The organism is Streptomyces sp. ISL-87 (assembly GCF_018614095.1).
In the GTDB taxonomy this organism is placed as follows: Bacteria; Actinomycetota; Actinomycetes; order Streptomycetales; family Streptomycetaceae; genus Streptomyces.
This window is the reverse complement of sequence record NZ_JAGGOY010000044.1, coordinates 22,330-43,628: the sequence shown is the minus strand read 5'-3', so window position 1 is coordinate 43,628 and position 21,299 is coordinate 22,330. Positions and strand designations below refer to the sequence as shown.

The 21,299-nt window shown below is 71.4% G+C and carries 20 protein-coding genes and 1 tRNA gene; 12 read left to right on the top strand and 9 right to left on the bottom strand.

The features are described 5' to 3' along the window. Positions 1–80 precede the first annotated feature (80 nt). On the bottom strand, positions 81–1,067 hold the full coding sequence (locus J7I97_RS17480; protein ID WP_214935927.1) for an ADP-ribosylglycohydrolase family protein: 987 nt from the start codon (positions 1,065–1,067) through the stop codon (positions 81–83). A gap of 247 nt (positions 1,068–1,314) precedes the next feature. On the opposite strand from J7I97_RS17480, the gene J7I97_RS17475 reads away from it, so the two are divergent. The 3 genes from J7I97_RS17475 (at position 1,315) to J7I97_RS17465 (ending at position 8,447) form a co-directional block, all read left to right on the top strand. After that, the gene (locus J7I97_RS17475) at positions 1,315–2,046 is read left to right on the top strand and encodes a VIT1/CCC1 transporter family protein (RefSeq protein WP_214935925.1); all 732 of its coding nucleotides are present in this window, start codon (positions 1,315–1,317) and stop codon (positions 2,044–2,046) included. A gap of 382 nt (positions 2,047–2,428) precedes the next feature. Further along, a complete protein-coding gene (gene gltB, locus J7I97_RS17470) occupies positions 2,429–6,994 on the top strand; it encodes a glutamate synthase large subunit (RefSeq protein ID WP_214935934.1) in 4,566 nt (1,521 codons plus the stop codon). Continuing rightward, positions 6,987–8,447 (top strand): glutamate synthase subunit beta, encoded by a 1,461-nt coding sequence (locus tag J7I97_RS17465; RefSeq protein ID WP_214935923.1) that lies wholly within the window; start codon positions 6,987–6,989, stop codon positions 8,445–8,447. The genes gltB and J7I97_RS17465 overlap by 8 nt, the downstream gene beginning before the upstream one ends. A 103-nt stretch (positions 8,448–8,550) precedes the next feature. Here the strand turns inward: J7I97_RS17465 and J7I97_RS17460 are convergent, their stop codons facing one another. Both J7I97_RS17460 and J7I97_RS17455 read right to left on the bottom strand, forming a co-directional pair. Continuing rightward, entirely contained in the window at positions 8,551–9,333 is a 783-nt protein-coding gene (locus tag J7I97_RS17460; RefSeq protein WP_214935922.1) for a GntR family transcriptional regulator, read from the bottom strand. Beyond that, positions 9,330–9,872: a GntR family transcriptional regulator gene (locus tag J7I97_RS17455; RefSeq protein WP_214935920.1), complete on the bottom strand. Its 543-nt coding sequence runs from the start codon at positions 9,870–9,872 to the stop codon at positions 9,330–9,332. Before J7I97_RS17455 ends, J7I97_RS17460 begins: the two co-directional genes overlap by 4 nt. 147 nt (positions 9,873–10,019) lie before the next feature. Here J7I97_RS17455 and J7I97_RS17450 point away from each other — a divergent pair, with 147 nt between their 5' ends. Both J7I97_RS17450 and J7I97_RS17445 read left to right on the top strand, forming a co-directional pair. After that, positions 10,020–10,418, top strand: a complete 399-nt coding sequence (locus J7I97_RS17450) for an ATP-binding protein (RefSeq protein WP_214935918.1) — start codon at positions 10,020–10,022, stop codon at positions 10,416–10,418. Between the two features lie 47 nt (positions 10,419–10,465). After that, positions 10,466–11,788 (top strand): DUF1906 domain-containing protein, encoded by a 1,323-nt coding sequence (locus tag J7I97_RS17445; RefSeq protein ID WP_214935916.1) that lies wholly within the window; start codon positions 10,466–10,468, stop codon positions 11,786–11,788. Here the strand turns inward: J7I97_RS17445 and J7I97_RS17440 are convergent. Genes J7I97_RS17440 through J7I97_RS17430 form a run of 3 tightly spaced genes read right to left on the bottom strand, consistent with a single transcriptional unit; the run spans position 11,781 to position 13,695 of the window. Beyond that, a complete protein-coding gene (locus J7I97_RS17440; RefSeq protein WP_214935915.1) occupies positions 11,781–12,290 on the bottom strand; it encodes a pyridoxamine 5'-phosphate oxidase family protein in 510 nt (169 codons plus the stop codon). The two genes, J7I97_RS17445 and J7I97_RS17440, sit on opposite strands and share 8 nt — an antisense overlap. Positions 12,291–12,327: 37 nt before the next feature. Continuing rightward, entirely contained in the window at positions 12,328–13,056 is a 729-nt protein-coding gene (locus J7I97_RS17435; RefSeq protein ID WP_214935913.1) for a VWA domain-containing protein, read from the bottom strand. A gap of 15 nt (positions 13,057–13,071) precedes the next feature. Beyond that, positions 13,072–13,695 (bottom strand): PadR family transcriptional regulator, encoded by a 624-nt coding sequence (locus J7I97_RS17430; protein ID WP_214935912.1) that lies wholly within the window; start codon positions 13,693–13,695, stop codon positions 13,072–13,074. Between the two features lie 103 nt (positions 13,696–13,798). Here J7I97_RS17430 and J7I97_RS17425 point away from each other — a divergent pair, with 103 nt between their 5' ends. Continuing rightward, complete coding sequence (locus J7I97_RS17425; protein WP_214935910.1) at positions 13,799–14,527, top strand: SDR family NAD(P)-dependent oxidoreductase; 729 nt, start codon at positions 13,799–13,801, stop codon at positions 14,525–14,527. A gap of 28 nt (positions 14,528–14,555) precedes the next feature. Here J7I97_RS17425 and J7I97_RS17420 read toward each other — a convergent pair. Then, positions 14,556–14,629, bottom strand: a tRNA-Trp gene (locus J7I97_RS17420). A gap of 67 nt (positions 14,630–14,696) precedes the next feature. On the opposite strand from J7I97_RS17420, the gene J7I97_RS17415 reads away from it, so the two are divergent. The 3 genes from J7I97_RS17415 to J7I97_RS17405 are packed head-to-tail and all read left to right on the top strand — an operon-like array spanning position 14,697 to position 16,243. Next, positions 14,697–15,035: a hypothetical protein gene (locus J7I97_RS17415; protein ID WP_214935908.1), complete on the top strand. Its 339-nt coding sequence runs from the start codon at positions 14,697–14,699 to the stop codon at positions 15,033–15,035. 43 nt (positions 15,036–15,078) lie between these two features. Then, positions 15,079–15,438 carry a hypothetical protein gene (locus J7I97_RS17410; RefSeq protein WP_214935907.1) on the top strand — a complete coding sequence of 120 codons (360 nt, stop codon included), beginning with the start codon at positions 15,079–15,081 and terminating at the stop codon, positions 15,436–15,438. A gap of 40 nt (positions 15,439–15,478) precedes the next feature. Next, entirely contained in the window at positions 15,479–16,243 is a 765-nt protein-coding gene (locus tag J7I97_RS17405; RefSeq protein ID WP_214935932.1) for a class I SAM-dependent methyltransferase, read from the top strand. On the opposite strand, the gene J7I97_RS17400 is transcribed toward J7I97_RS17405, so the two are convergent. Continuing rightward, a complete protein-coding gene (locus J7I97_RS17400; protein ID WP_214935905.1) occupies positions 16,204–17,247 on the bottom strand; it encodes an acyl-CoA dehydrogenase family protein in 1,044 nt (347 codons plus the stop codon). The two genes, J7I97_RS17405 and J7I97_RS17400, sit on opposite strands and share 40 nt — an antisense overlap. Next, a complete protein-coding gene (locus J7I97_RS17395) occupies positions 17,247–18,428 on the bottom strand; it encodes an acyl-CoA dehydrogenase family protein (RefSeq protein ID WP_214935904.1) in 1,182 nt (393 codons plus the stop codon). Before J7I97_RS17395 ends, J7I97_RS17400 begins: the two co-directional genes overlap by 1 nt. Positions 18,429–18,513: 85 nt before the next feature. On the opposite strand from J7I97_RS17395, the gene J7I97_RS17390 reads away from it, so the two are divergent. Genes J7I97_RS17390 through J7I97_RS17380 form a run of 3 tightly spaced genes read left to right on the top strand, consistent with a single transcriptional unit; the run spans position 18,514 to position 21,179 of the window. Further along, the gene (locus J7I97_RS17390; RefSeq protein WP_214935902.1) at positions 18,514–19,359 is read left to right on the top strand and encodes an SDR family oxidoreductase; all 846 of its coding nucleotides are present in this window, start codon (positions 18,514–18,516) and stop codon (positions 19,357–19,359) included. A gap of 29 nt (positions 19,360–19,388) precedes the next feature. Then, positions 19,389–20,003 (top strand): TetR/AcrR family transcriptional regulator, encoded by a 615-nt coding sequence (locus J7I97_RS17385; protein ID WP_214935889.1) that lies wholly within the window; start codon positions 19,389–19,391, stop codon positions 20,001–20,003. Positions 20,004–20,021: 18 nt separating this feature from the next. After that, positions 20,022–21,179, top strand: a complete 1,158-nt coding sequence (locus J7I97_RS17380; protein WP_214935887.1) for an acetyl-CoA C-acetyltransferase — start codon at positions 20,022–20,024, stop codon at positions 21,177–21,179. Positions 21,180–21,299 lie beyond the last annotated feature (120 nt).

The following is a 21,299-nucleotide window of genomic DNA, read 5'->3' as shown; positions in this document are numbered from 1 at the left end:
GGGTGGGGGTAGTGGCGTGCGTGGGGTGGTTGGGCGGGGTGGGGGTTCGGGGGCCGGGTCTGAGCGGTAGGCGGGTGGGGTCATCGGGGGGCCTCGTATTCCGGGGTGAGGAGGTCCGCGATGTCCAGGACGTGGTAGCCCCGCATCGAGGGAAGGCAGCTGCCGCGGACCGGGCCGATGGCCGAGGACCAGGCGGCCGGGATCGCCGCGGCGCCGGACAGGGCGCCGGAGAGCGCGCCGGCCACGGCCGCCGTGGTGTCCGCGTCGCGGCCCATGTTGACCGCCGTCAGGACCGAGGACGGGAAGTCGCCGCGGCAGGCGGCGAAGGCACCGAAGGCCAGCCCCACCGCCTCCGGGGCCAGGTCCGTCCAGGGGTAGCCGCCGATCACCACCGCGGAGCGCACCGCCCGCTCGCCGCGCGGGGCGGCGGTGACGGCGCGGCGCAGGGAACGCGCCGTCCAGGAGTCCGAGGGGATGACGGACAGCGCGGCCGACACGACCGAGGCCGGGGAGCCCCCGGCCATGGCCGCCGCGACGCCCGCCGCGACCGCCTGGCCGCCGTAGATGCCCTCCCCGTCGTGGCTGACCGAGCCGTCGATGGCGACGAGCCGGGCGGCCTCCGCCGGGCGGCCCGCCGCGAAGACGCCGAAGGGGGCCGCCCGCATCGCCAGCCCGTCCGACCAGGCGTGGCGGTGCTGGGCCGAGATGGGGGCGGCCAGCCCGCGGCGGAGGTTCTCCAGCGTGCCCCGCTCCGAGAAGCCCGCCCCGCGGAAGGGGCCCTCGTCCAGGTCCGCGATCCAGTGGTGCCAGGCCCGCTCGACGTGGGACACGGTCAGCGCCGAGCCGTGGCGGGCCAGCAGCAGCCCCGAGAAGATCGCGTACTCCGTGTCGTCCGTGCCCGCCGGATCGTCGGAGACGAAGCCCTCGATGCGGCCCCATCGGGCACGGATCTCGGAAGGCTTCATGTTCTCGGCGGGGGCGCCCAGCGCGTCACCCACCGCGAGTCCCAGAAGAGCGCCCCTGGCCCGTTCGAGGAGGACCTGCGGATTGCATGCAATCAGCTCCATGGCGCGCCTCTCCACTTGATGGGACCCATATTGGGCCCTTGGGGGATTTGTGCCATGGCATGTGGTTTGTCGCTCGTCGCGAAACGCGTCGCCCACGCCGCCGTCACCCGGTCGCCGACCCCCAAAACCCCAGGTAAGTACGGCCTACCTTGCTGGCGGGCGGCAGAAATCGTGCGTAGTTTCGAGGTGTTCAGGGGGAGCGGTGCGTCTCACGCCGCCCGTTCGCACAAAAGGGGAGATAGGCCGCATGTCCATTATTGATACCGAAGCGCCGCTGCACACCGCTCACCGCGACAACCACACCCACCGTGATGTCAACGGTGGATGGCTGCGGCCGGCCGTCTTCGGCGCCATGGACGGGCTCGTCTCCAACCTCGCCCTGATGACCGGTGTGGCCGGAGGCGCGGTGGCCACGCAGACCGTCGTCATCACCGGGCTCGCGGGCCTGGCCGCCGGTGCCTTCTCGATGGCGGCCGGCGAGTACACCTCCGTCGCCTCGCAGCGCGAGCTGGTGCTCGCGGAACTCGACGTGGAACGCCAGCAGTTGCACAAGCACCCCATCGACGAGATGGAGGAGCTGGCCGAGCTGTACGTATCGCGCGGTGTCGAGCCGGCCCTCGCCCGCGAGGTCGCCATGCAGCTGTCGCGCGACCCGGAGCAGGCGCTGGAGATCCACGCCCGGGAGGAGCTCGGGATCGACCCCGACGACCTGCCCTCGCCGGCCGTCGCCGCGGTCTCCTCGTTCGGCTCGTTTGCGCTGGGCGCGCTGCTGCCCGTACTGCCGTACCTGCTCGGGGCGACCGCCCTGTGGCCGGCGGTGCTGCTCGCGCTGGTCGGGCTCTTCGCCTGCGGCGCGGTCGTCGCGCGGGTCACCGCCCGGTCCTGGTGGTACAGCGGGCTCCGGCAGCTGGTCCTGGGTGGCGCGGCCGCCAGTGTGACGTACATCCTGGGAACCTGGATCGGCAGCGCCATAGGCTAAACGGAGCAGGAGTGAGACACTATGCGGTACACAGCATAAGTAGTCCGTTACTCGGCGGTTTCAATCGTGTGACCGCTGGGCATCAGACTCTGGGGCCCGGGCAATGATGCCCGCCCCACCTTGGGCCTTCGCCCCGTAATCGTTCGCAGAAGTCCGCACAACGGCCGCGAAGGTCCCCTTTTCTGCTTCGGGCAGTGTCCGCATGCTGGAATGACGTATCCGCTTCTCGGGATTGCAGTCATCATGTAACCTGCACGAAATTTCGCAGAGGGCCAACGTCGTCCCTCGGCTATGCACATATGCCACGACGACGACGGGAGAGCCGATGCGTTCCGCATCCACGCACTCCGCGACCGGCCTCAGCAACACCGCCTGGTCGCCCATGGACGGTCGCCCCGCCCAGCAGGGCATGTACGACCCGCGCAACGAGAAGGACGCCTGTGGCGTCGGATTCGTGGCGAACCTCACCGGCGAGGCGACCCACACCCTCGTTGAGCAGGCCCTGACCGTACTGCGGAACCTCGAGCACCGCGGCGCCACCGGATCCGAGCCGGATTCGGGCGACGGTGCCGGAATCCTGTCCCAGGTCCCGGACGCGTTCCTGCGCGAGGTGGCCGGTTTTGAGCTTCCCGAGGCCGGCTCCTACGCCGTCGGCATCGCCTTCCTCCCCGCCGACGGCTCCGCACAGGCCGTCGCCGTGGAGCAGATCGAGGCCATCGCCGCCCAGGAGAACCTGACGGTTCTCGGCTGGCGCGAGGTGCCCGTCACCCCGGACCTGCTCGGCAACGGCGCCCGCGCCACCATGCCGGCGTTCTCCCAGCTGTTCGTCAGCAACGGGACGACGGGCATCGAGCTGGACCGCAAGGCCTTCGTGCTGCGCAAGCGCGCCGAGCGCGAGGCCGGCGTGTACTTCCCGTCGCTCTCCGCCCGCACCATCGTCTACAAGGGCATGCTGACCACCGGCCAGCTGGAGCCCTTCTTCCCGGACCTCTCCGACCGCCGCTTCGCGTCGACGCTCGCCCTGGTCCACTCCCGGTTCTCGACGAACACCTTCCCGTCCTGGCCGCTCGCCCACCCGTACCGCTTCGTCGCGCACAACGGCGAGATCAACACGGTCAAGGGCAACCGGAACTGGATGAAGGCCCGCGAGTCCCAGCTGGCGTCCGGCGTGTTCGGCTCTGCCGGCAATGGGCACAGCGGCGACGGCACACTGGACCGGATCTTCCCGATCTGCACCCCGGACGCCTCCGACTCGGCCTCCTTCGACGAGGTCCTGGAGCTGCTCCACCTCGGTGGCCGCTCGCTCCCGCACAGCGTGCTGATGATGATCCCGGAGGCGTGGGAGAACCACACCTCCATGGACCCGGCCCGCCGCGCGTTCTACCAGTACCACTCCACGATGATGGAGCCCTGGGACGGCCCGGCCTGCGTCACCTTCACCGACGGCACCCAGGTCGGCGCGGTCCTCGACCGCAACGGTCTGCGCCCCGGCCGCTACTGGGTCACCGACGACGGCCTCGTCGTCCTCGGCTCCGAGGTCGGCGTGCTCGACATCGACCCGGCCAAGGTCGTCCGCAAGGGCCGCCTCCAGCCCGGCAAGATGTTCCTCGTCGACACCGCCCAGAAGCGGATCATCGAGGACGACGAGATCAAGGCCGAGCTGGCCGGCGCCGCGCCCTATGCCGAATGGCTGGAGACCGGCGAGATCGAGCTGACGGACCTGCCCGAGCGTGAGCACATCGTGCACACCCACGCCTCGGTCACCCGCCGCCAGCAGACCTTCGGCTACACCGAGGAAGAGCTGCGCGTCATCCTCGCGCCGATGGCCCGCACGGGCGGCGAGCCGCTCGGCTCCATGGGTACGGACTCCCCGATCGCGGCCCTGTCCGAGCGCCCCCGGCTGCTCTTCGACTACTTCACGCAGCTCTTCGCGCAGGTCACCAACCCGCCGCTGGACGCCATCCGCGAGGAGCTCGTCACCTCGCTGCTGTCCTCGCTGGGCCCGCAGGGCAACCTGCTGGAGCCGACCGCCGCGTCCTGCCGCAGCGTCACCCTGCCCTTCCCGGTGATCGACAACGACGAGCTGGCCAAGCTCATACACGTCAACGCCGACGGCAACATGCCGGGCATGAAGGCCGCCACCCTCTCGGGCCTCTACCGGGTCTCCGGCGGCGGCGAGGCGCTCGCCGCCCGGATCGAGGAGATCCGCGCCGAGGCCGACGCGGCCATCGAGAACGGCGCCCGCCTGATCGTCCTGTCGGACCGCCACTCGGACGCCGAGCACGCGCCGATCCCGTCGCTGCTGCTCACCTCCGCCGTGCACCACCACCTCATCGCCACCAAGCAGCGCACCCAGGTGGGTCTGCTCGTAGAGGCCGGTGACGTCCGCGAGGTCCACCACGTCGCGCTGCTGATCGGCTACGGCGCCGCGGCCGTAAACCCGTACCTCGCCATGGAGTCCGTCGAGGACCTGCTGCGCGCCGGTACCTTCCTGTCCGGCCTGGAGCCGGAGCAGGCCATCAAGAACCTGATCTACGCGCTCGGCAAGGGCGTCCTGAAGGTCATGTCCAAGATGGGCATCTCCACCGTCGCCTCCTACCGCGGCGCCCAGGTCTTCGAGGCCGTCGGCCTGAACGACGAGTTCGTCGCGACCTACTTCAGCGGCACCGCCACCAAGATCGGCGGCGCCGGCCTGGACGTCGTCGCCAAGGAGGTGGCCGCGCGCCACGCCAAGGCGTACCCGGCCTCCGGCATCGCCGCCACGCACCGCGCGCTGGAGATCGGCGGCGAGTACCAGTGGCGCCGCGAGGGCGAGCCGCACCTGTTCGACCCGGAGACGGTCTTCCGCCTCCAGCACGCCACCCGCAACCGCCGGTACGACATCTTCCGGCAGTACACGGACCGCGTGAACGAGCAGTCCGAGCGCCTGATGACGCTCCGCGGCCTGTTCGGCTTCAAGAGCGACCGCCCGTCGATCTCCATCGACGAGGTCGAGTCGGTCGCCGACATCGTCAAGCGCTTCTCCACCGGCGCCATGTCGTACGGCTCCATCTCCAAGGAGGCGCACGAGACCCTCGCCATCGCCATGAACCAGCTGGGCGGCAAGTCCAACACCGGTGAGGGCGGCGAGGACCCGGACCGCCTGTACGACCCGGCGCGGCGCTCCTCCATCAAGCAGGTCGCCTCCGGCCGCTTCGGTGTGACCTCCGAGTACCTGGTCAACGCGGACGACATCCAGATCAAGATGGCGCAGGGTGCCAAGCCCGGCGAGGGCGGCCAGCTGCCCGGCCACAAGGTCTACCCGTGGGTCGCCAAGACCCGGCACTCCACCCCGGGTGTCGGCCTGATCTCCCCGCCGCCGCACCACGACATCTACTCCATCGAGGACCTGGCTCAGCTGATCCACGACCTCAAGAACGCCAACCCGGCCGCGCGTATCCACGTGAAGCTGGTGTCGGAGGTCGGTGTCGGCACCGTCGCCGCGGGTGTCTCCAAGGCGCACGCGGACGTCGTCCTCATCTCCGGCCACGACGGCGGTACGGGCGCGTCTCCGCTCACCTCGCTCAAGCACGCGGGCGGTCCCTGGGAGCTCGGCCTCGCCGAGACCCAGCAGACCCTGCTGCTCAACGGGCTGCGCGACCGGATCGTGGTCCAGACGGACGGCCAGCTCAAGACCGGCCGCGACGTCGTCATCGCCGCGCTGCTCGGCGCCGAGGAGTTCGGTTTCGCGACCGCGCCGCTCGTCGTCTCCGGCTGCGTCATGATGCGCGTCTGCCACCTGGACACCTGCCCGGTCGGCATCGCCACGCAGAACCCGGTCCTGCGGAGTCGCTTCTCCGGCAAGCCCGAATTCGTCGTCAACTTCTTCGAGTTCATCGCGGAGGAGGTGCGCGAGCTGCTCGCCGAGCTCGGCTTCCGCACGATCGAGGAGGCCGTCGGCCACGCCGAGCTCCTCGACACCAGCAAGGCCGTCTCGCACTGGAAGGCGCAGGGCCTCGACCTGGAGCCGCTCTTCTACGTGCCGGAGCTGCCCGATGGCGCGGTCCGCCACGCCCTGATCGAGCAGGACCACGGCCTGGAGAAGGCTCTCGACAACGAGCTGATCGAGCTCGCGGCGGAGGCCCTGTCCGCCGCCACCGCCGAAGAGGCCCTGCCGGTCCGCGCCCAGGTCGCCATCCGGAACATCAACCGGACCGTCGGCACCATGCTCGGTCACGAGGTCACCAAGAAGTTCGGTGGCGCGGGCCTGCCCGACAACACCATCGACCTGACCTTCACCGGTTCGGCCGGCCAGTCCTTCGGCGCCTTCCTGCCGAGCGGCATCACCCTCCGCCTGGAGGGCGACGCCAACGACTACGTCGGCAAGGGCCTCTCCGGCGGCCGGATCGTGGTCCGCCCGGACCGTGGCGCCGACCACCTCGCCGAGTACTCGACCATCGCCGGCAACACCATCGGCTACGGAGCCACCGGCGGCGAGATGTTCCTGCGCGGCCGCACCGGCGAGCGCTTCTGCGTCCGCAACTCCGGCGCCCTGGTCGTCTCGGAGGGCGTGGGCGACCACGGCTGCGAGTACATGACCGGCGGCCGGGCGGTCGTCCTCGGCGAGACGGGCCGCAACTTCGCGGCCGGCATGTCGGGCGGCGTCGCGTACGTCATCGACCTCGACATCAACAACGTCAACGTCGGCAACGCGGGCGCCGTCGAGACCGCCCTCTCCGACACCGACAAGCAGTGGCTGCACGATGTGGTGCGCCGCCACGAGGAGGAGACCGGCTCGACCGTGGCCGCGAAGCTCCTGGCTGACTGGTCCGTCTCGGTGGGCCGCTTCAGCAAGATCATCCCGACCACGTACAAGGCAGTGCTCGCCGCCAAGGACGCCGCTGAGCTGGCCGGACTCTCGGAGTCCGAGACCACCGAGAAGATGATGGAGGCGGCGACCAATGGCTGACCCGAAGGGCTTCCTCACCACCGCGCGCGAGACCGCCTGTTCGCGTCCCGTGTCCGACCGCCTCAAGGACTGGAACGAGGTCTACGTTCCGGGCTCGCTGCTCCCGATCATCAGCAAGCAGGCCGGCCGTTGCATGGACTGCGGCATCCCGTTCTGCCACAACGGGTGCCCGCTCGGGAACCTGATCCCGGAGTGGAACGACTTCGCGTACCGCGAGGACTGGTCCGCGGCTTCCGAGCGCCTGCACGCGACGAACAACTTCCCGGAGTTCACTGGCCGCCTGTGCCCCGCTCCGTGTGAATCCGCCTGCGTCCTCGGCATCAACCAGCCGGCCGTCACGATCAAGAACGTCGAAGTCTCGATCATCGACAAGGCGTGGGACAACGGCAACGTCACCCCGCAGCCGCCGGAGCGCCTCTCCGGCAAGACCGTCGCCGTCATCGGCTCGGGCCCGGCGGGCCTGGCCGCCGCCCAGCAGCTGACCCGGGCCGGCCACACGGTCGCCGTGTACGAGCGCGCGGACCGCATCGGCGGCCTGCTCCGCTACGGCATCCCCGAGTTCAAGATGGAGAAGGTGCACATCAACCGCCGCATCGAGCAGATGCGCGCGGAGGGCACCAAGTTCCGCACGGGCGTGGAGATCGGCCGCGACCTGGACGCCGTACAGCTGCGCAAGCGGTACGACGCGGTCGTCATCGCGGCCGGCGCCACGGTCTCCCGCGACCTGCCGGTCCCGGGCCGTGACCTCAAGGGCGTCCACTTCGCGATGGAGTACCTGCCCCTGGCCAACAAGGTCCAGGAGGGCGACTTCGTGTCCCCGCCGATCACGGCCGAGGGCAAGCACGTGGTAGTCATCGGCGGCGGCGACACCGGCGCGGACTGCGTCGGCACCGCCCACCGCCAGGGCGCGGCCTCGGTCACGCAGCTGGAGATCATGCCGAGGCCGTCCGAGGACCGCACCGCCGGCCAGCCCTGGCCGACGTTCCCCATGCTCTACAAGGTCACCTCGGCCCACGAGGAGGGCGGCGAGCGGATCTACTCCGTCTCCACCACCCACTTCGAGGGCGACGAGGACGGCAACGTCCAGGCCCTCCACCTGGTCGAGGTCGAGTTCATCGACGGCAAGCTCACGCAGAAGGAGGGCACCGAGCGCGTCCTCCCCGCGCAGCTGGTCACCCTCGCGATGGGCTTCACCGGCACCGACCGGGCCAACGGCCTGGTGGACCAGTTCGGCCTGGCGCTGGACGCCCGCGGCAACATCGAGCGCGACGCCTCCTACGCGACCAACGTGGACGGCGTCTTCGTCGCCGGCGACGCGGGCCGCGGCCAGTCGCTCATCGTCTGGGCCATCGCGGAAGGCCGCTCGGCCGCCCGCGGCGTGGACCGCTTCCTGACGGGCACCAGCGCCCTCCCGTACCCGGTCAAGCCGACGGACCGCTCCATCACCGTGTAACCCCGCGGTACCCCTCATACGGTCCGTACAACGGTGTACGGAACTCTGACACAGCGCCCGCCAAGTCCCCGACCAGGGATGGCGGGCGCTGTGGCGTGCGCGGTCAGGCTTCGGGCGTGAACTCGTACCGCAGCTCGTAGAGGTGCCCGGCCTTGACCATGACGGTGGCTTCGACAGGGCGTTCGTCGTCGCTGAGCACCGTACGGAGGGTGCGCAGGACGGGCAGGTCGCTCGGCAGTCGCAGTGCGCGGCACTGTTCCTGGGTCGGGACGCGGGCGGAGACCCGGTCGACACTCAGCCGGGGCGGGTAGCCGAGCCGCGTGAGGAGGGTGGGCGTACCGCCCTTGATCTTCCGGGCCTCGGCCAGTGGCGTGCCCTGGGCGATGGTCAGCGGATAGTAGGAACTGACCAGTTCGGCCGGTGCGTCGTTGATGTGCAGGAGCTGGCGGCGCAGGAGAGTGAGCTCACCGGACTGGAGGCCGAGCACGGCGGCCACGTCGGCCGGCGGCGCCACCTCACCCACCTCGATCAGGGTGCTGTGCGCGCTCGTACCCTGCTCGGCCGCATCGGCCAGCCACGGGTACGGGGCTTCGGCGGCAGCCGTCGTGAGGGAGCCTGCCGGGCGGATCGTCCGCTGCCGGTTCTCCCGTACGGTCACGGCCGCACCCGCGCGGCCAACGACGAGCCGCTCGTCCTTCAGGAGCTGCAACGCCTTCTGGACGGTGGCGCTGGACGCGTCAAACCTGGCCTTCAGGTGGGTGGTGGACGGCAGCTTGGCGCCCGGCGCCAGGTCGCCGCTCATGATCTCGTCCCGCAGATCGGCGGCGATCCGGACGTGCAGGGAGCGTCGGTCGAGTGCCTCCTCGTCGGGGCTGGGCAAGGTCATCCGATCTTGATCTCGTACCGCAACTGCTGGCGTTCCGCGGGCATGACCATCAGGTCCGCCTGGATCGGCCGGTCGTCCGCGTCCAGCGTGACTCGGGAAATCTGCAGGACCGGTTCGCCTGGTCCCATGCGCAGCTGGGCACATTCGTCCGCCGACGGCATGCGGGCTGTGACCTTCTCGACTGCCGTGACGCCGACGTGTCCCAGTTCGGCGAGCAGGGTGACGGCGCCGCCCCGGATCTTGGAGGTGGACGCGAGGCGGGTTCCGACCGCGATCGGGGCGGGGTAGTAGGTGTCGGTCAACTCGCACGGGACATCGTCCAGTTCGATGATCCGGCGCCGTACGACCACGATTTCGCCCACCATCATGCGCAGCATTTCGGCGACTTCGGCCGAAGCGGGCCGCTCACCGGCATGCACGATCCGCTGTCCGCCCCTGCGTCCGCGGGCCTGGGCCTCGGCGGTCCATGCGTCGGAATCCCCGGCCGCGCGGGGTGTCAGATAGGGCATCGATGTACTGGTCCACTCCCCGTTGCCCACGCTGTCCTCCTGTGCGTCCAGTCCGCCTTGCGGGTCCCACGGTATGCGACGAGGGGGCTGGCCCCTAGTCACAACCTTGCTGCTTTTTCCGAATAGCGATACGATCTGTGTGGCCTTGGAAGCTCAGCGTTAAGGCGGTGGGGTGGCATGTCTTGCTGTCGACGACAGCGGTTCCCCCGGGCTCGTGTCTCTGTACGCGCGGCCCGTCAGTTCGTCGGTGACACGCTCGGTGAGTGGGGGATCAGCGACCGTCGTGACGACATACGGCTCTGCGCTTCCGAGCTTGCGACGAACGCCGTCCTTCATGGGGTGCCGGAGGGCCGGGAGTTCGAGGTGGTGCTCATTCGGACGCCAGGCGTGGTGAGCATCGCGGTCCGGGACAGTGGGCCGGGTCTGCCGCAGGTTCGGCGCGCAGCGTCGGCGGACTTCCACGGGCGGGGCTTGTGGCTGGTCAGCGAGCTCGCCGACGAGTTCAATGTCGAGGCCGAGCCAGTGGGTAAGACGGTCCGCGTGTGCTTCAAGGTGGGTTCCGGCTGCGTGTGTTGAATGTCGACACGCGCCCGGCACGCCGCGGTCTGGTAGCAGTGGGTTACATGTCCTCACGAACGCTGCTGCGCTGCCTGTTGGGTGCCGTCCTGCTGCTGCCCGTCTCGTCTGCCGTCGCCGTCGGTGGCCCCGCCGGCCCCGCCGCGGGTGACCGGGCCGTCGATTACCGCGGGCTGCGCCTCGCCGTGCCCGACGGGTGGCGGGTTGTCGACCTTGACCGGAACCCCGGGGCCTGCCTGCGACTGGATCGGCCCACCCTGTACCTCGGGCACGCCGGGACCCAGGCCGAATGCACCGGCCGGGCCGTCCGCAACCGTGCCGAGACCCTGCACCTGGAACCGCTCGACGGCGCCCCGCCGCGCGCCGACATTCCGACCGTCGGGGTCGACGGCGGGGGTGCGCCGCCGTGGGCCCGGGGCGACAGCAACGAGGTCCGGTACGCCCTGCGCGGGTCCGGGGTGATGGCCACCGTCTCGTACGGGGATGCGCCCGACGCCGTACGTGAGCTGCTGGCGAAGGCCCGTACGGCAGCGGGCGGAGTCCCGGGCGGAGGCCGAAGGGGCCGTCCGGGCGGCCCCGGTGTCCTCGCCCGGCCCGCGGTCGCCGCCGACGGCGCGCCGTCCCGCACCGCGCAGGCGCCCTTCACCGGCCCGGGCTTCGACGCCTGCACCGCACCGGCCCAGGGCGCCATGGACGGCTGGCGGGCCGAGTCCCCCTTCGGCGCGGTCGGCATCTACATCGGCGGCCGTGCCCGGGCCTGCGCCCAGCCGCGGCTCACCGCCGGCTGGGTCGGGCGCCAAGCCGGCGCGGGCTGGCACCTGATGCCGCTCTGGGTCGGCCCGCAGCCCTGGCACAACGCCGCCACCGGCCTGTCGCCCGACCCCTCTCAGGCCAACGACCAGGGCCGGGCGGAGGCCGAGGGGGCCGTCCGGGCGGCCCGTTCGCTGGGCCTGGCCGAGGGCGCGGTGCTCTACAACGACCTGGAGCACTACACGGACCGCCGGACCTGGGACGCCCCGGTCGTCGCCTACCTCACCGCCTGGACGGTGCGGCTGCACGAACTGGGCTTCCGCTCGGGCGCGTACGTCTCGGCGAACTCGGGGGCCAAGGCGCTGAGCCTCCACCACGACCAGGCCCCCGAGGCCATGCCCGACGTCCTGTGGGCCGCGGCCTGGAAGGGCCGGGCCTCGGTCACCGACGCCGACATGGGACTGTCCGAGGGCACGCGCCAGTGGGCCGGCCGGCGCCGCGCCCACCAGCACCGCGGAGACTACGACGCCACCTACGGCGGGGTGACGCTCAACATCGACCGCAGCTGGGTCGACGTCGACCCGGCCGAACTCGACGGTCCCCGGCCGGTGCTCAGCTAGCCGGGTCCTCGCGCGGCGGCTCGTCGTCGTTGCCCCGGCGGATGGTGCGCAGACCGCGCGCCGGGGTCCACGACCGCACCACCAGGTCGTCGCCCTCGACGCCGATGTGGACCACCTCCGCGAGGTCCGCGTGGAAGAGGTGGAAGGGGTGCGGGGTGTCCGTCTCCTCCGCGTACCGGTGCAGCTCGGGCGGGTCCACGAGCTCGATCGCGCGCCCGGAGATCCGTACGTCCCCGTCCGGCATGTTCTCGCCTTCGCCGGGATTGGTGTGCAGCGCGAAACGCGGATCGCGCTGCAGGTCCCTGGCCTTCATCGAGCCCGGCATCATGCCGAGCCACAGCTCTCCGCCGCGGATGTCGACATTCAGCCCGCTCACCCGCGGGGAGCCGTCCCTGCGGAGGGTGGCGAGGACGTGATGCGGATACTGCGCGAAGCGGGCCTGGACCGCCGCCGCGAATTCCGGTTCCTGTTTCTCGAACGCTGCCCAGTTGTTCGTCGTCATGGGCCCCATCAAAGCGCGTGCCGGGGGAGGCGGTCCCTCAGACGCGCACAATCCCCGACGTGCGGGCGGCCGCCAGCCAGGCCGGGAACTCCGCGACCAGATGGTCGTACAACTCGGCGTCCGGCACCGCGCGCGGGTCCAGGCCCGCGTGGAAATAGCCCGCGTTGTCCAGCGCCCGCATCGCCGGGACGGGCAGTTCGTCCAGCCGGCGCAGGAAGTCGAACTGCGAGCTGCGCGTGTTGCCGAAGCCGACGAACTGCCAGAACAGCGGCAGCCGGGCCGCCTTGCACAGGTACTTCTCCGCCGCGAGCTTGTTGATCGGCCCGCCGTCCGTCTGGAAGACGACCAGGGCCGGAAGCGTGGACCCCGACTCCAGGTAGTGGTCGATCACCGCGTCCATGGCCAGGTGGTAGGCCGTCTTGCCCATGTGGCCCAGGCGGGAGGCGATTTCGGTGACCCGCCCCGCGTGCCCGGCGAGGGAGACCTCCTCCACCGCGTCGACCTCGGTGGAGAAGAACACCACCGGCACCCGGCCGTCGTCGTCCAGGTGCGCCGACAGGCTCAGCACCCGGTCCGCGAGGGCCTGCACGCTGCCGTCCTCGTAGTACGGGCGCATCGAACCGGAGTAGTCGAGCACCAGGTAGACGCAGGCGCGTCCGCCCTCCAGGCCGTGCTTGCGGAGCGAGACCCCGGCGCTCTTGTAGACGTTCACCAGCGCCGGAGCGGTCTCTTCCATCTTGCGGAGGTTGATCGCACTGCCCGTCATGGTCCCGAGGGTACGTCAGCCCGCGCCGGTGACATCCGGCCGGTCCCCGCCCGTGCCGGCCGCCCCGCGCCCGCTCCGCAGCGCCGCGACGTCGTCGAGCATGGCGGCCGCGAGATCGCGCTCGGAGGCGTAGTACCGCTCGGCCCACTTGAGGGTGAGGGCCGGGTACGCCCAGGACGCCTCGTCCTTCGCGCCCTCCGCGTCGGCCACCGCCTGCCGGCGCATCTGCTCCGCGAACTCCTGGTGCTGTACGAGGACTTCGCACATCTGCTCCGGCTCCAGCAGGTGGCCCAGCCACAGCCGCAGCATCGGCCCGTGCTTGAGGACGGGCGGGTCGACCGGGGTTTCGCGGGCCCATGTCCGCACGGCCGTCATGCCGTCGCCGGTGATCCGGTACACCCGCTTGTCGCGGGTGCCGGTCTCCTGGGCGACCATCCGCGAGGAGGCGTAGCCGGCCTTCTCCAGGCGCTTGAGCTCGCTGTAGATCTGGCTGAAGGACGGGCTCCAGTAGAAGAAGCGCAGCGACCGGTCCGACCACTTCTTGAGGTCGTAACCGGAGAGCTCCTCACCGAAGGAGAGCAGCCCCAGCACCGCCCAGCTGGTTGCCGGGAGCATGCGCTTGTTCGTCTCGTCTGCCATGCGGCGCAGTCTACGACCGGCCTTCGCGGCGCCCTTCCCTCTCGGAGGGGTGACTGCTAGAAGTATTCCTATTCGGAATACTCAAACCCTGGGGGTCTGACCGGTGATCTCACTGGACGGGAAGGTCGTCGTCATCACCGGCGCCGGGCGCGGTCAGGGCGCGGCGGAGGCCCGGCTGTGCGCGGAGGCGGGGGCGCGGGTCCTCGTCACGGACGTACGGGAGGAGGAGGGCCGGGCGGTGGCCGCGGAACTCGGCGCCCAGGGGCTGTACGTACGGCACGACGTCGCCGACGCGGACAGCTGGGCGGAGGTGGTGCGGGAGGCCGTGCGCGCCTTCGGCACGGTCTCGGCCCTGGTCAACAACGCGGCGCTGTGGCGCACCGCCCACGTCGAGGAGCAGCGGCTGGAGGACTTCGAGGCGCTGCTACGGGTCAACCTGCTGGGGCCGTTCCTCGGCATCCAGGCGGTGGCCCCGGTGCTGCGCGCCGGCGGGGGCGGCTCGATCGTCAACATCTCCTCCACGGCCGGGCTGGTCGGCATCCCGGGCCACGCGGCGTACGGATCCACCAAGTTCGGGCTGCGCGGGCTGACCCGGTCGGCGGCCCTGGACCTGGCGGGGGACCGGATCCGGGTCAACTCGGTGCACCCAGGGGCGATCGACACGCCGATGGTCGCCGAGGCGGTCGCGGGGCGGGACTGGTCGCACGTACCGCTGGGGCGGATGGGGCGGGCCGAGGAGGTGGGGGAACTCGTCCTCTTCCTCTGCTCGGACGCGTCCTCGTACGTCACGGGCGCGGAGTTCGCGGTGGACGGGGGGATGACGGCGCGGTGAGCGACGGCCTCCGTGGGGGGACGCGGGGGGCGGGGCGACCGGATTCGAACGGGCGTCCTCCTGCAATGGAGCAGGCGCACTGCCTCTGTGCGACGACCCCGCCCTTGGGCTGAACGTTAGCGAGACCCTGGGGCGGGGCGCACGCGGGCATCCCCGGCATGATGTGCTCATGTCGATATTGGTCCGCAACGTGCTTGTCCTGGCCGTGGAGTTCGGTGCCGTCCTGCTCCTGCGCGGCCCGGACGCCGCCCCCTGGATCCCGGCCCTGCTGGCGGTCTTCGTCGTCGGGTCCGGCGTCCTGCACGGCACCGAGGCCGAGTTCGTGCCGCGCTTCCTGGTCGCGCTCGCCGCGGTCGGGGTCGCCCGGCTCGGCAGCACGGCCTGGGGGTCGCCGGGGCAGGTGACGTTGACGGACGAAGCGCTGCTCGCCGGGGTCGGGGCGGGGGTGCTCCTGGTCGTCCAGACGGTGATCCTGGTGCGGTTCTCGCTGCGCCGCCGCCGGGCCTGAAACGGGTGGCCGACCTGCGAGTTCTTCGCCTAGGGTCGGGCCCGTGTCCCCTACGCCCCCTGTGAAGACGACGACCCTCTGGCGCCCGACGGGCCCCGTTGAACTGGACCTGGTCCGCGCACTCGACTGGCGGGCCTGGCCGCCGCGCCTGCCCGAGCAGCCGATCTTCTACCCGGTGCTGAACGAGGACTACGCGACCCGCATCGCCCGCGACTGGAACGTCAAGCACGACGGTGCCGGCTTCGTGACCCGGTTCGACGTGGACTCGGCGTTCCTGGAGCGGTACCCGGTCCAGCAGGCGGGCGGGGAAACGATCCTGGAGCTGTGGGTTCCCGCAGAAGAACTGGACGAGTTCAACGCGCACATCGTGGGCCGGATCGAGGTGGTCCGTGAGTTCCGCTGAGGAGGCCCGTATGAAGGACGCCCGCATGAAGGACGCCCGCATGAAGAACGGGCGGGTGACGGCCACTCCCCGCACGCGTGCGCGGTCCTTCGACACCGCCGCCGCGCTGTACGCCGCGTACCGGCCCGGGTATCCCGACGGGTTGTTCGCCGCCATCGAGGAGCTGAGCGGCCGCGGGCTGGCGGGCGCGCGGGTGGCCGACGTAGGGGCCGGGACCGGGATCGCCACCGGGCTGCTGCACGCCCGCGGGGCCGAGGTCGTCGCCGTCGAGCCCGGCGACGCGATGGCCGCCGAGTTCCGGCGCGCGCACCCCCGGATCCCGATCGTGCGCGGGGACGGGGACCGGCTGCCGCTCGTCACCGCCGGGTTCGACCTGGTCACCTATGCCCAGGCCTGGCACTGGACCGACCCCCGCCGTTCCCTGCCCGAGGCCCGCCGCGTGCTGCGCCCCGGCGGGGCGCTCGCCCTGTGGTGGAACGACGTGGACACCGCCGTCCCCTGGATCGCCGAGCAGGACGAGCGGATCCGCACCTTCTTCCAGGTCGACGCGGCCGACGTGGTCACCGCCCGGAACCTGCCCGCCGAGCCGGCTCTCACCACCCGGGAAGTGCGCTGGTCACGCCGGGTCCCGCTCGACGCCCACCTCGCCAACCACGCCAGCCACTCCGCCTTCCTCGTCCTCGGCCCGGACGGGACACGGGAGTTCATGGACGCCGAGCGGGCGCGGCTGAACTTCCGCTTCCCGGACGGCATGGTCGAAGAGCACTACGTCGTCACCCTCGGCCTGGCCGTCTTCACCGCCTGAAGCACCGCCGCCCGGCACGCCGCCGGTGTGCCCCAGGCGTCACGCAGCGGGCGGGCCTTGCGCAGCCACAGGGAGAGGTCCAGCTCCTCGGTGTAGCCGACCGCGCCGTGGAGTTGCAGGGCCGTCATGGCCGCCGCGTACGAGGCCTCGCCCGTGGCGAGCTTGGCGGCCGCCACATCGCCCGGGTCCAGGGACAACGCCGCCGCCCAGAGCAGCGGCCGGGCGAACTCCAGCCCCAGGAGGGTGTCCGCCAGCCGGTGTTTCACCGCCTGGAAACCGCCGATCGGCGTTCCGAACTGCGTGCGCTGCTTCGCGTACTCCACGGTGCGGGACAGCAGCGCCTCGCCCACCCCCAGGCACTGGGCCGCCGTCAGCAGCCGCGCCCAGCGACCGGCCTCCCGCGCAGCCGCCGCGACCGCCGGGCCGGAGGCCAGCAGCTCCCCGCCCGAGCCGGGGGAGGGGTGGAACAGGCGCCGTGCCGGGTCCGTCGAGCGCAGCAGCCGCCGTGTCGGGTCCGTCGAGCGGACCGGCTCTCCGCCCCCACCGCCCGCCAGCCGCAGTTCCCCGCCCTCCGACACCGTGAAGCAGTACGTCGCCACATCCGCGTCCAGCGCGTACGGACTCCCGCCAGGCAGCGTCAGCGTGGCCAGGGTCTCGCCCGCCACCAGCCCCGGGAGGAAGCGTTTCGCCAGCGCCTCGTCCCCCAGCCGTGCCAGCAGTACGCCCGCGGCCGCCGTCTCCACCACCGGACCCGGCATCCCCGCCCGGCCCAGCTCCACCACCGCCACGGACAGTTCCAGCGGGAGCAGCCCCACCCCGTCGTAGGCCTCCGGCGCGGCCGGCGCGAACAGGCCCGTCCGAGCCAGCCGGCCCCACAGCGCCCGCCCCGGCGCGTGATCCCCCGCCCCCCAGGCCCGTACCGCCGCCGGAACGTCCGAGGAGCCCAGCAGCCCGCGCAGCGTACGGGCGAAGTCCGACTGTTCGTCGGTCAGCAGGAAGTGCATCAGCGGCGGCCCTTCGGGAGGCCGAGCAGCCGCTCGGCGATGATGTCGCGCTGGATCTCGTTGGTGCCCGCGTAGATCGGCCCGGCCAGCGAGAAGATCCACGGCTCCGCCCACTCGCCCTCCGCCAGCTCCGCGTCCGGGCCCAGCAGGTCCAGCGCCGTCTCGTGCAGGGCGATGTCGTACTGCGACCAGAACACCTTGTTCAGGCTGGACTCGGCGCCGATCTCCCCCACTCTCGGCTCCGCTCGAGCGGGGGTGCCCCCACCGCCCGCCGCGAAGCGCGAGGCGTTCGCCCAGGTGAACAGCGTGTAGGCGCGCGCCCCGACCACCGCGTCCGCCACCCGGTCCGCGAGCGCCGTGTCCCCCGGATCCCCGGCCGACTCCCACAGCGCGAGCAGCCGGTCCGCCGCCGCCTGGAAACGGCCGGGGGAGCGGAGCGTGAGCCCGCGCTCGTTGCCGGTGGTCGACATCGCGACCCGCCAGCCCTGCCCCGGCTCCCCGATGACGTCCTCGTCGGGCACGAAGACCTGGTCGAGGAAGAGCTCCGCGAACGCCGGCTTGCCGTCGAGGCGGCCGATCGGCCGCACCGTGACCCCCGGCGCCCGCAGGTCGAACATCAGGTACGTCAGCCCCTGGTGCTGCCTGGGCGCCCCGGGATCCGTACGGAAGATGCCGAACGCCCGGTCCGCGAAGGCGGCCCTCGACGACCAGGTCTTCTGCCCGGACAGCAGCCAGCCGCCCTGCGTCCGAACCGCCTTCGACTTCAGCGAGGCGAGGTCGGACCCCGACTCGGGCTCCGACCAGGCCTGCGCCCAGATCACCTCACCGCTCGCCATCGACGGCAGCACCCGCGCCCGCTGCTCCGGCGTCGCGTGGTCGAACAGCGTCGGGGCCAGCAGGTTGATGCCGTTCTGGGAGACCCGGCCGGGCGCGCCCGCCGCCCAGTACTCCTCCTCGAACACCAGCCACCGCTCGATGTCCACGCTCCGGCCGCCGTACTCCTCGGGCCAGGACACCACCGCCCAGCGGCCCGCGTGCAGCAGCGCCTCCCATTCCCGGTGGGCCGCGAAGCCCTCCTCGGTCTCCAGGGAGGGGAGGGGGGAGGACGGGACGTGGGCGGCCAGCCAGGCCCGGGCCTCCGCGCGGAAGGCCTCCACCTCCGCCGAATGGGTCAGGTCCATCGGACGTTCGCCTCCTTGGGGGCGGGGGACAGCGGGCATCCGCACCCGCTTCCCTAACAAGTGTTTGGTAGGTTAGCGTACGGCCATGAGTGCCGTCGAGGAGTTCCGCACCGCACCCGCACCCGCACCCGCACCCGCACCCGCACCTGCCACCGCCCCGGCCTACGTGCCCGGGCACGGGCTGCTGAAGGGCCGGACCGCCGTCATCACCGCCGCCGCCGGCGCCGGCATCGGCGGGGCCACCGCCCGCCGCTTCCTGGAGGAAGGCGCCCGCATCCTCATCAGCGACGCACACACCCGCCGCCTGAAGGAGACCGAGGACGCTCTCGCCGCAGAGTTCGGGGCGGACCGCGTCACCTCCCTGCCCTGCGACGTCACCGACGAGGAGCAGGTCCGAGCTCTGTTCGCGCTCGCCGGGCAGGCCCACGGCGGCCTGGACATCGTCGTCAACAACGCCGGTCTCGGCGGCACCGCGAGCCTCGTCGACATGACCGACGAGCAGTGGTCCCGTGTCCTCGACGTCACCCTGAACGGCACCTTCCGCTGCACCCGCGCCGCGATGCGCGCGCTGAAGGAGGCCGGCGCGGGCGGGGTCATCGTCAACAACGCCTCCGTCGTCGGCTGGCGCGCCCAGACCGGCCAGGCCCACTACGCCGCCGCCAAGGCCGGGGTCATGGCACTCACCCGCTGCGCGGCCCTGGAGGCCGCCGCGTTCGGCGTACGGATCAACGCGGTCGCCCCCAGCCTGGCCATGCACCCGCACCTGGTGAAGGTCACCAGCGAGGAACTGCTCGCCGAGCTCACCGCCCGCGAGGCCTTCGGCCGGTACGCCGAGCCCTGGGAGGTCGCCAACGTCATCGTGTTCCTGGCCAGCGGCTACTCGTCGTACATGACGGGCGAGACGGTGTCGGTCAGCAGCCAGCACCCGTAGGGGGTGTCTTGTCGGTCGAGAATGGTCACGTGCCAACGAACAAGAAGAAGACCCAGGTGACGGCCTCACCCGAGCGGCGCCGCGAACTCCTCGACACCGCCGCCGAGGTCTTCGCCGCTCAGGGCTACAACGCCACCACCGTCCGCAAGATCGCCGACGCCGCCGGAATGCTCGCCGGCAGCCTCTACTACCACTTCGATTCCAAGGAATCGATGCTCGACGAGATCCTCTCGGCCTTCCTGAACGAGCTGTGGGAGGGGTACGACACCGTCCTCGCCGCCGGGCTCGGCCCCAGGGAGACCATCGAGGCCCTCGTCACCGAGTCCTTCCGGGAGATCGACCGGCACCGCGCCGCCGTCGCGATCTACCAGAAGGAGTCCCGGCACCTCTCCGCGCAGCCCCGCTTCCACTACCTCTCCGACTCGCAGGTGAAGTTCGAGAAGGCCTGGCTGGGGACGCTGGAGCGCGGGGTCGCCGCCAAGGTCTTCCGGGCCGACCTGGACATCCGCCTCACCTACCGATTCGTACGCGACACGGTGTGGGTCGCGGCGTCCTGGTACCGGCCGGGCGGACAGCACAGCCCCGAGGAGATCGCCCGCCAGTACCTGTCCATGGTGCTGGACGGGATCGCCCTGCGCCCGTAACCGATCAGAGGAGTCCCGATGCCCGAGGCCTACATAGTCGACGCGGTACGCACCCCCGTGGGGCGGCGGGGGGGAGGCCTGTCGGCCGTCCACCCGGCCGACCTGGGCGCCCACGTCCTGAGGGCTCTGATGGACCGGACCGGGGTGGACCCGGCCGCCGTGGAGGACGTGGTGTTCGGCTGCCTGGACACGGTCGGTCCGCAGGCGGGCGACATCGCGCGGACGGCGTGGCTGGCGGCGGGGCTGCCCGAGGAGGTCCCCGGTGTGACCGTGGACCGCCAGTGCGGTTCGTCCCAGCAGGCGGTGCACTTCGCGGCGCAAGGCGTCCTGTCGGGAACGCAGGACCTCGTGGTCGCGGGCGGAACCCAGAACATGTCGATGATCCCCATCGCCTTCGCCTCCCGTCAGGCCGCCGAGCCACTGGGCCTCACCGAGGGGCCCTACGCGGGGAGCGCGGGCTGGCGGGCCCGGTACGGGGACGCGCCGGTGAACCAGTTCCACGGGGCGCAGCTGATCGCGCAGAAGTGGGGCATCTCCCGCCTAGACATGGAGGAGTTCGCGCTCCGGTCCCACCAAAGGGCGCTGCGGGCGATCGACACGGCGCGTTTCGAGAAGGAGATCGTGGCGTACGGGCACGTGGCGGTCGACGAGGGCCCCCGGAGGGACACCTCCCTGGAGAAAATGGCAGCCCTGAAACCGGTGATGGAGGGCGGCACCATCACGGCGGCCGTCTCCTCGCAGGTCTCGGACGGCGCGGCGGCGATGCTGATCGCCTCCGAACAGGCTGTCGAGGACCACGGCCTGACCCCCAGGGCCCGCATCCACCACCTGTCAGTACGGGGCGAGGACCCCATCCGCATGCTGTCGGCGCCGATCCCGGCGACGGCGTACGCCCTGAAGAAGACGGGCCTGTCACTGGCCGACATCGACCTGGTGGAGATCAACGAGGCATTCGCCCCGGTAGTGCTGGCCTGGCTCAAGGAGACCGGCGCCGACCCCGACCGCGTGAACGTCAACGGCGGCGCGATCGCCCTGGGCCATCCACTGGGCGCGACCGGCGTGAAGCTGATGACCACGCTGCTGCACGAGCTGGAACGCACCGGCGGCCGCTACGGCCTCCAGACCATGTGCGAGGGCGGCGGCCAGGCCAACGTGACCATCATCGAACGCCTGTAGTCCGCTGTACGCGGCATCGGAGACGGCGAACTTCAAGGCTCTGCAACCGGACGGCTCGCCTCGCGACCGGTGTGGCGCAGGCATACGCTGACGTTGTTGCCTGGGTCCTCGGACGACAGG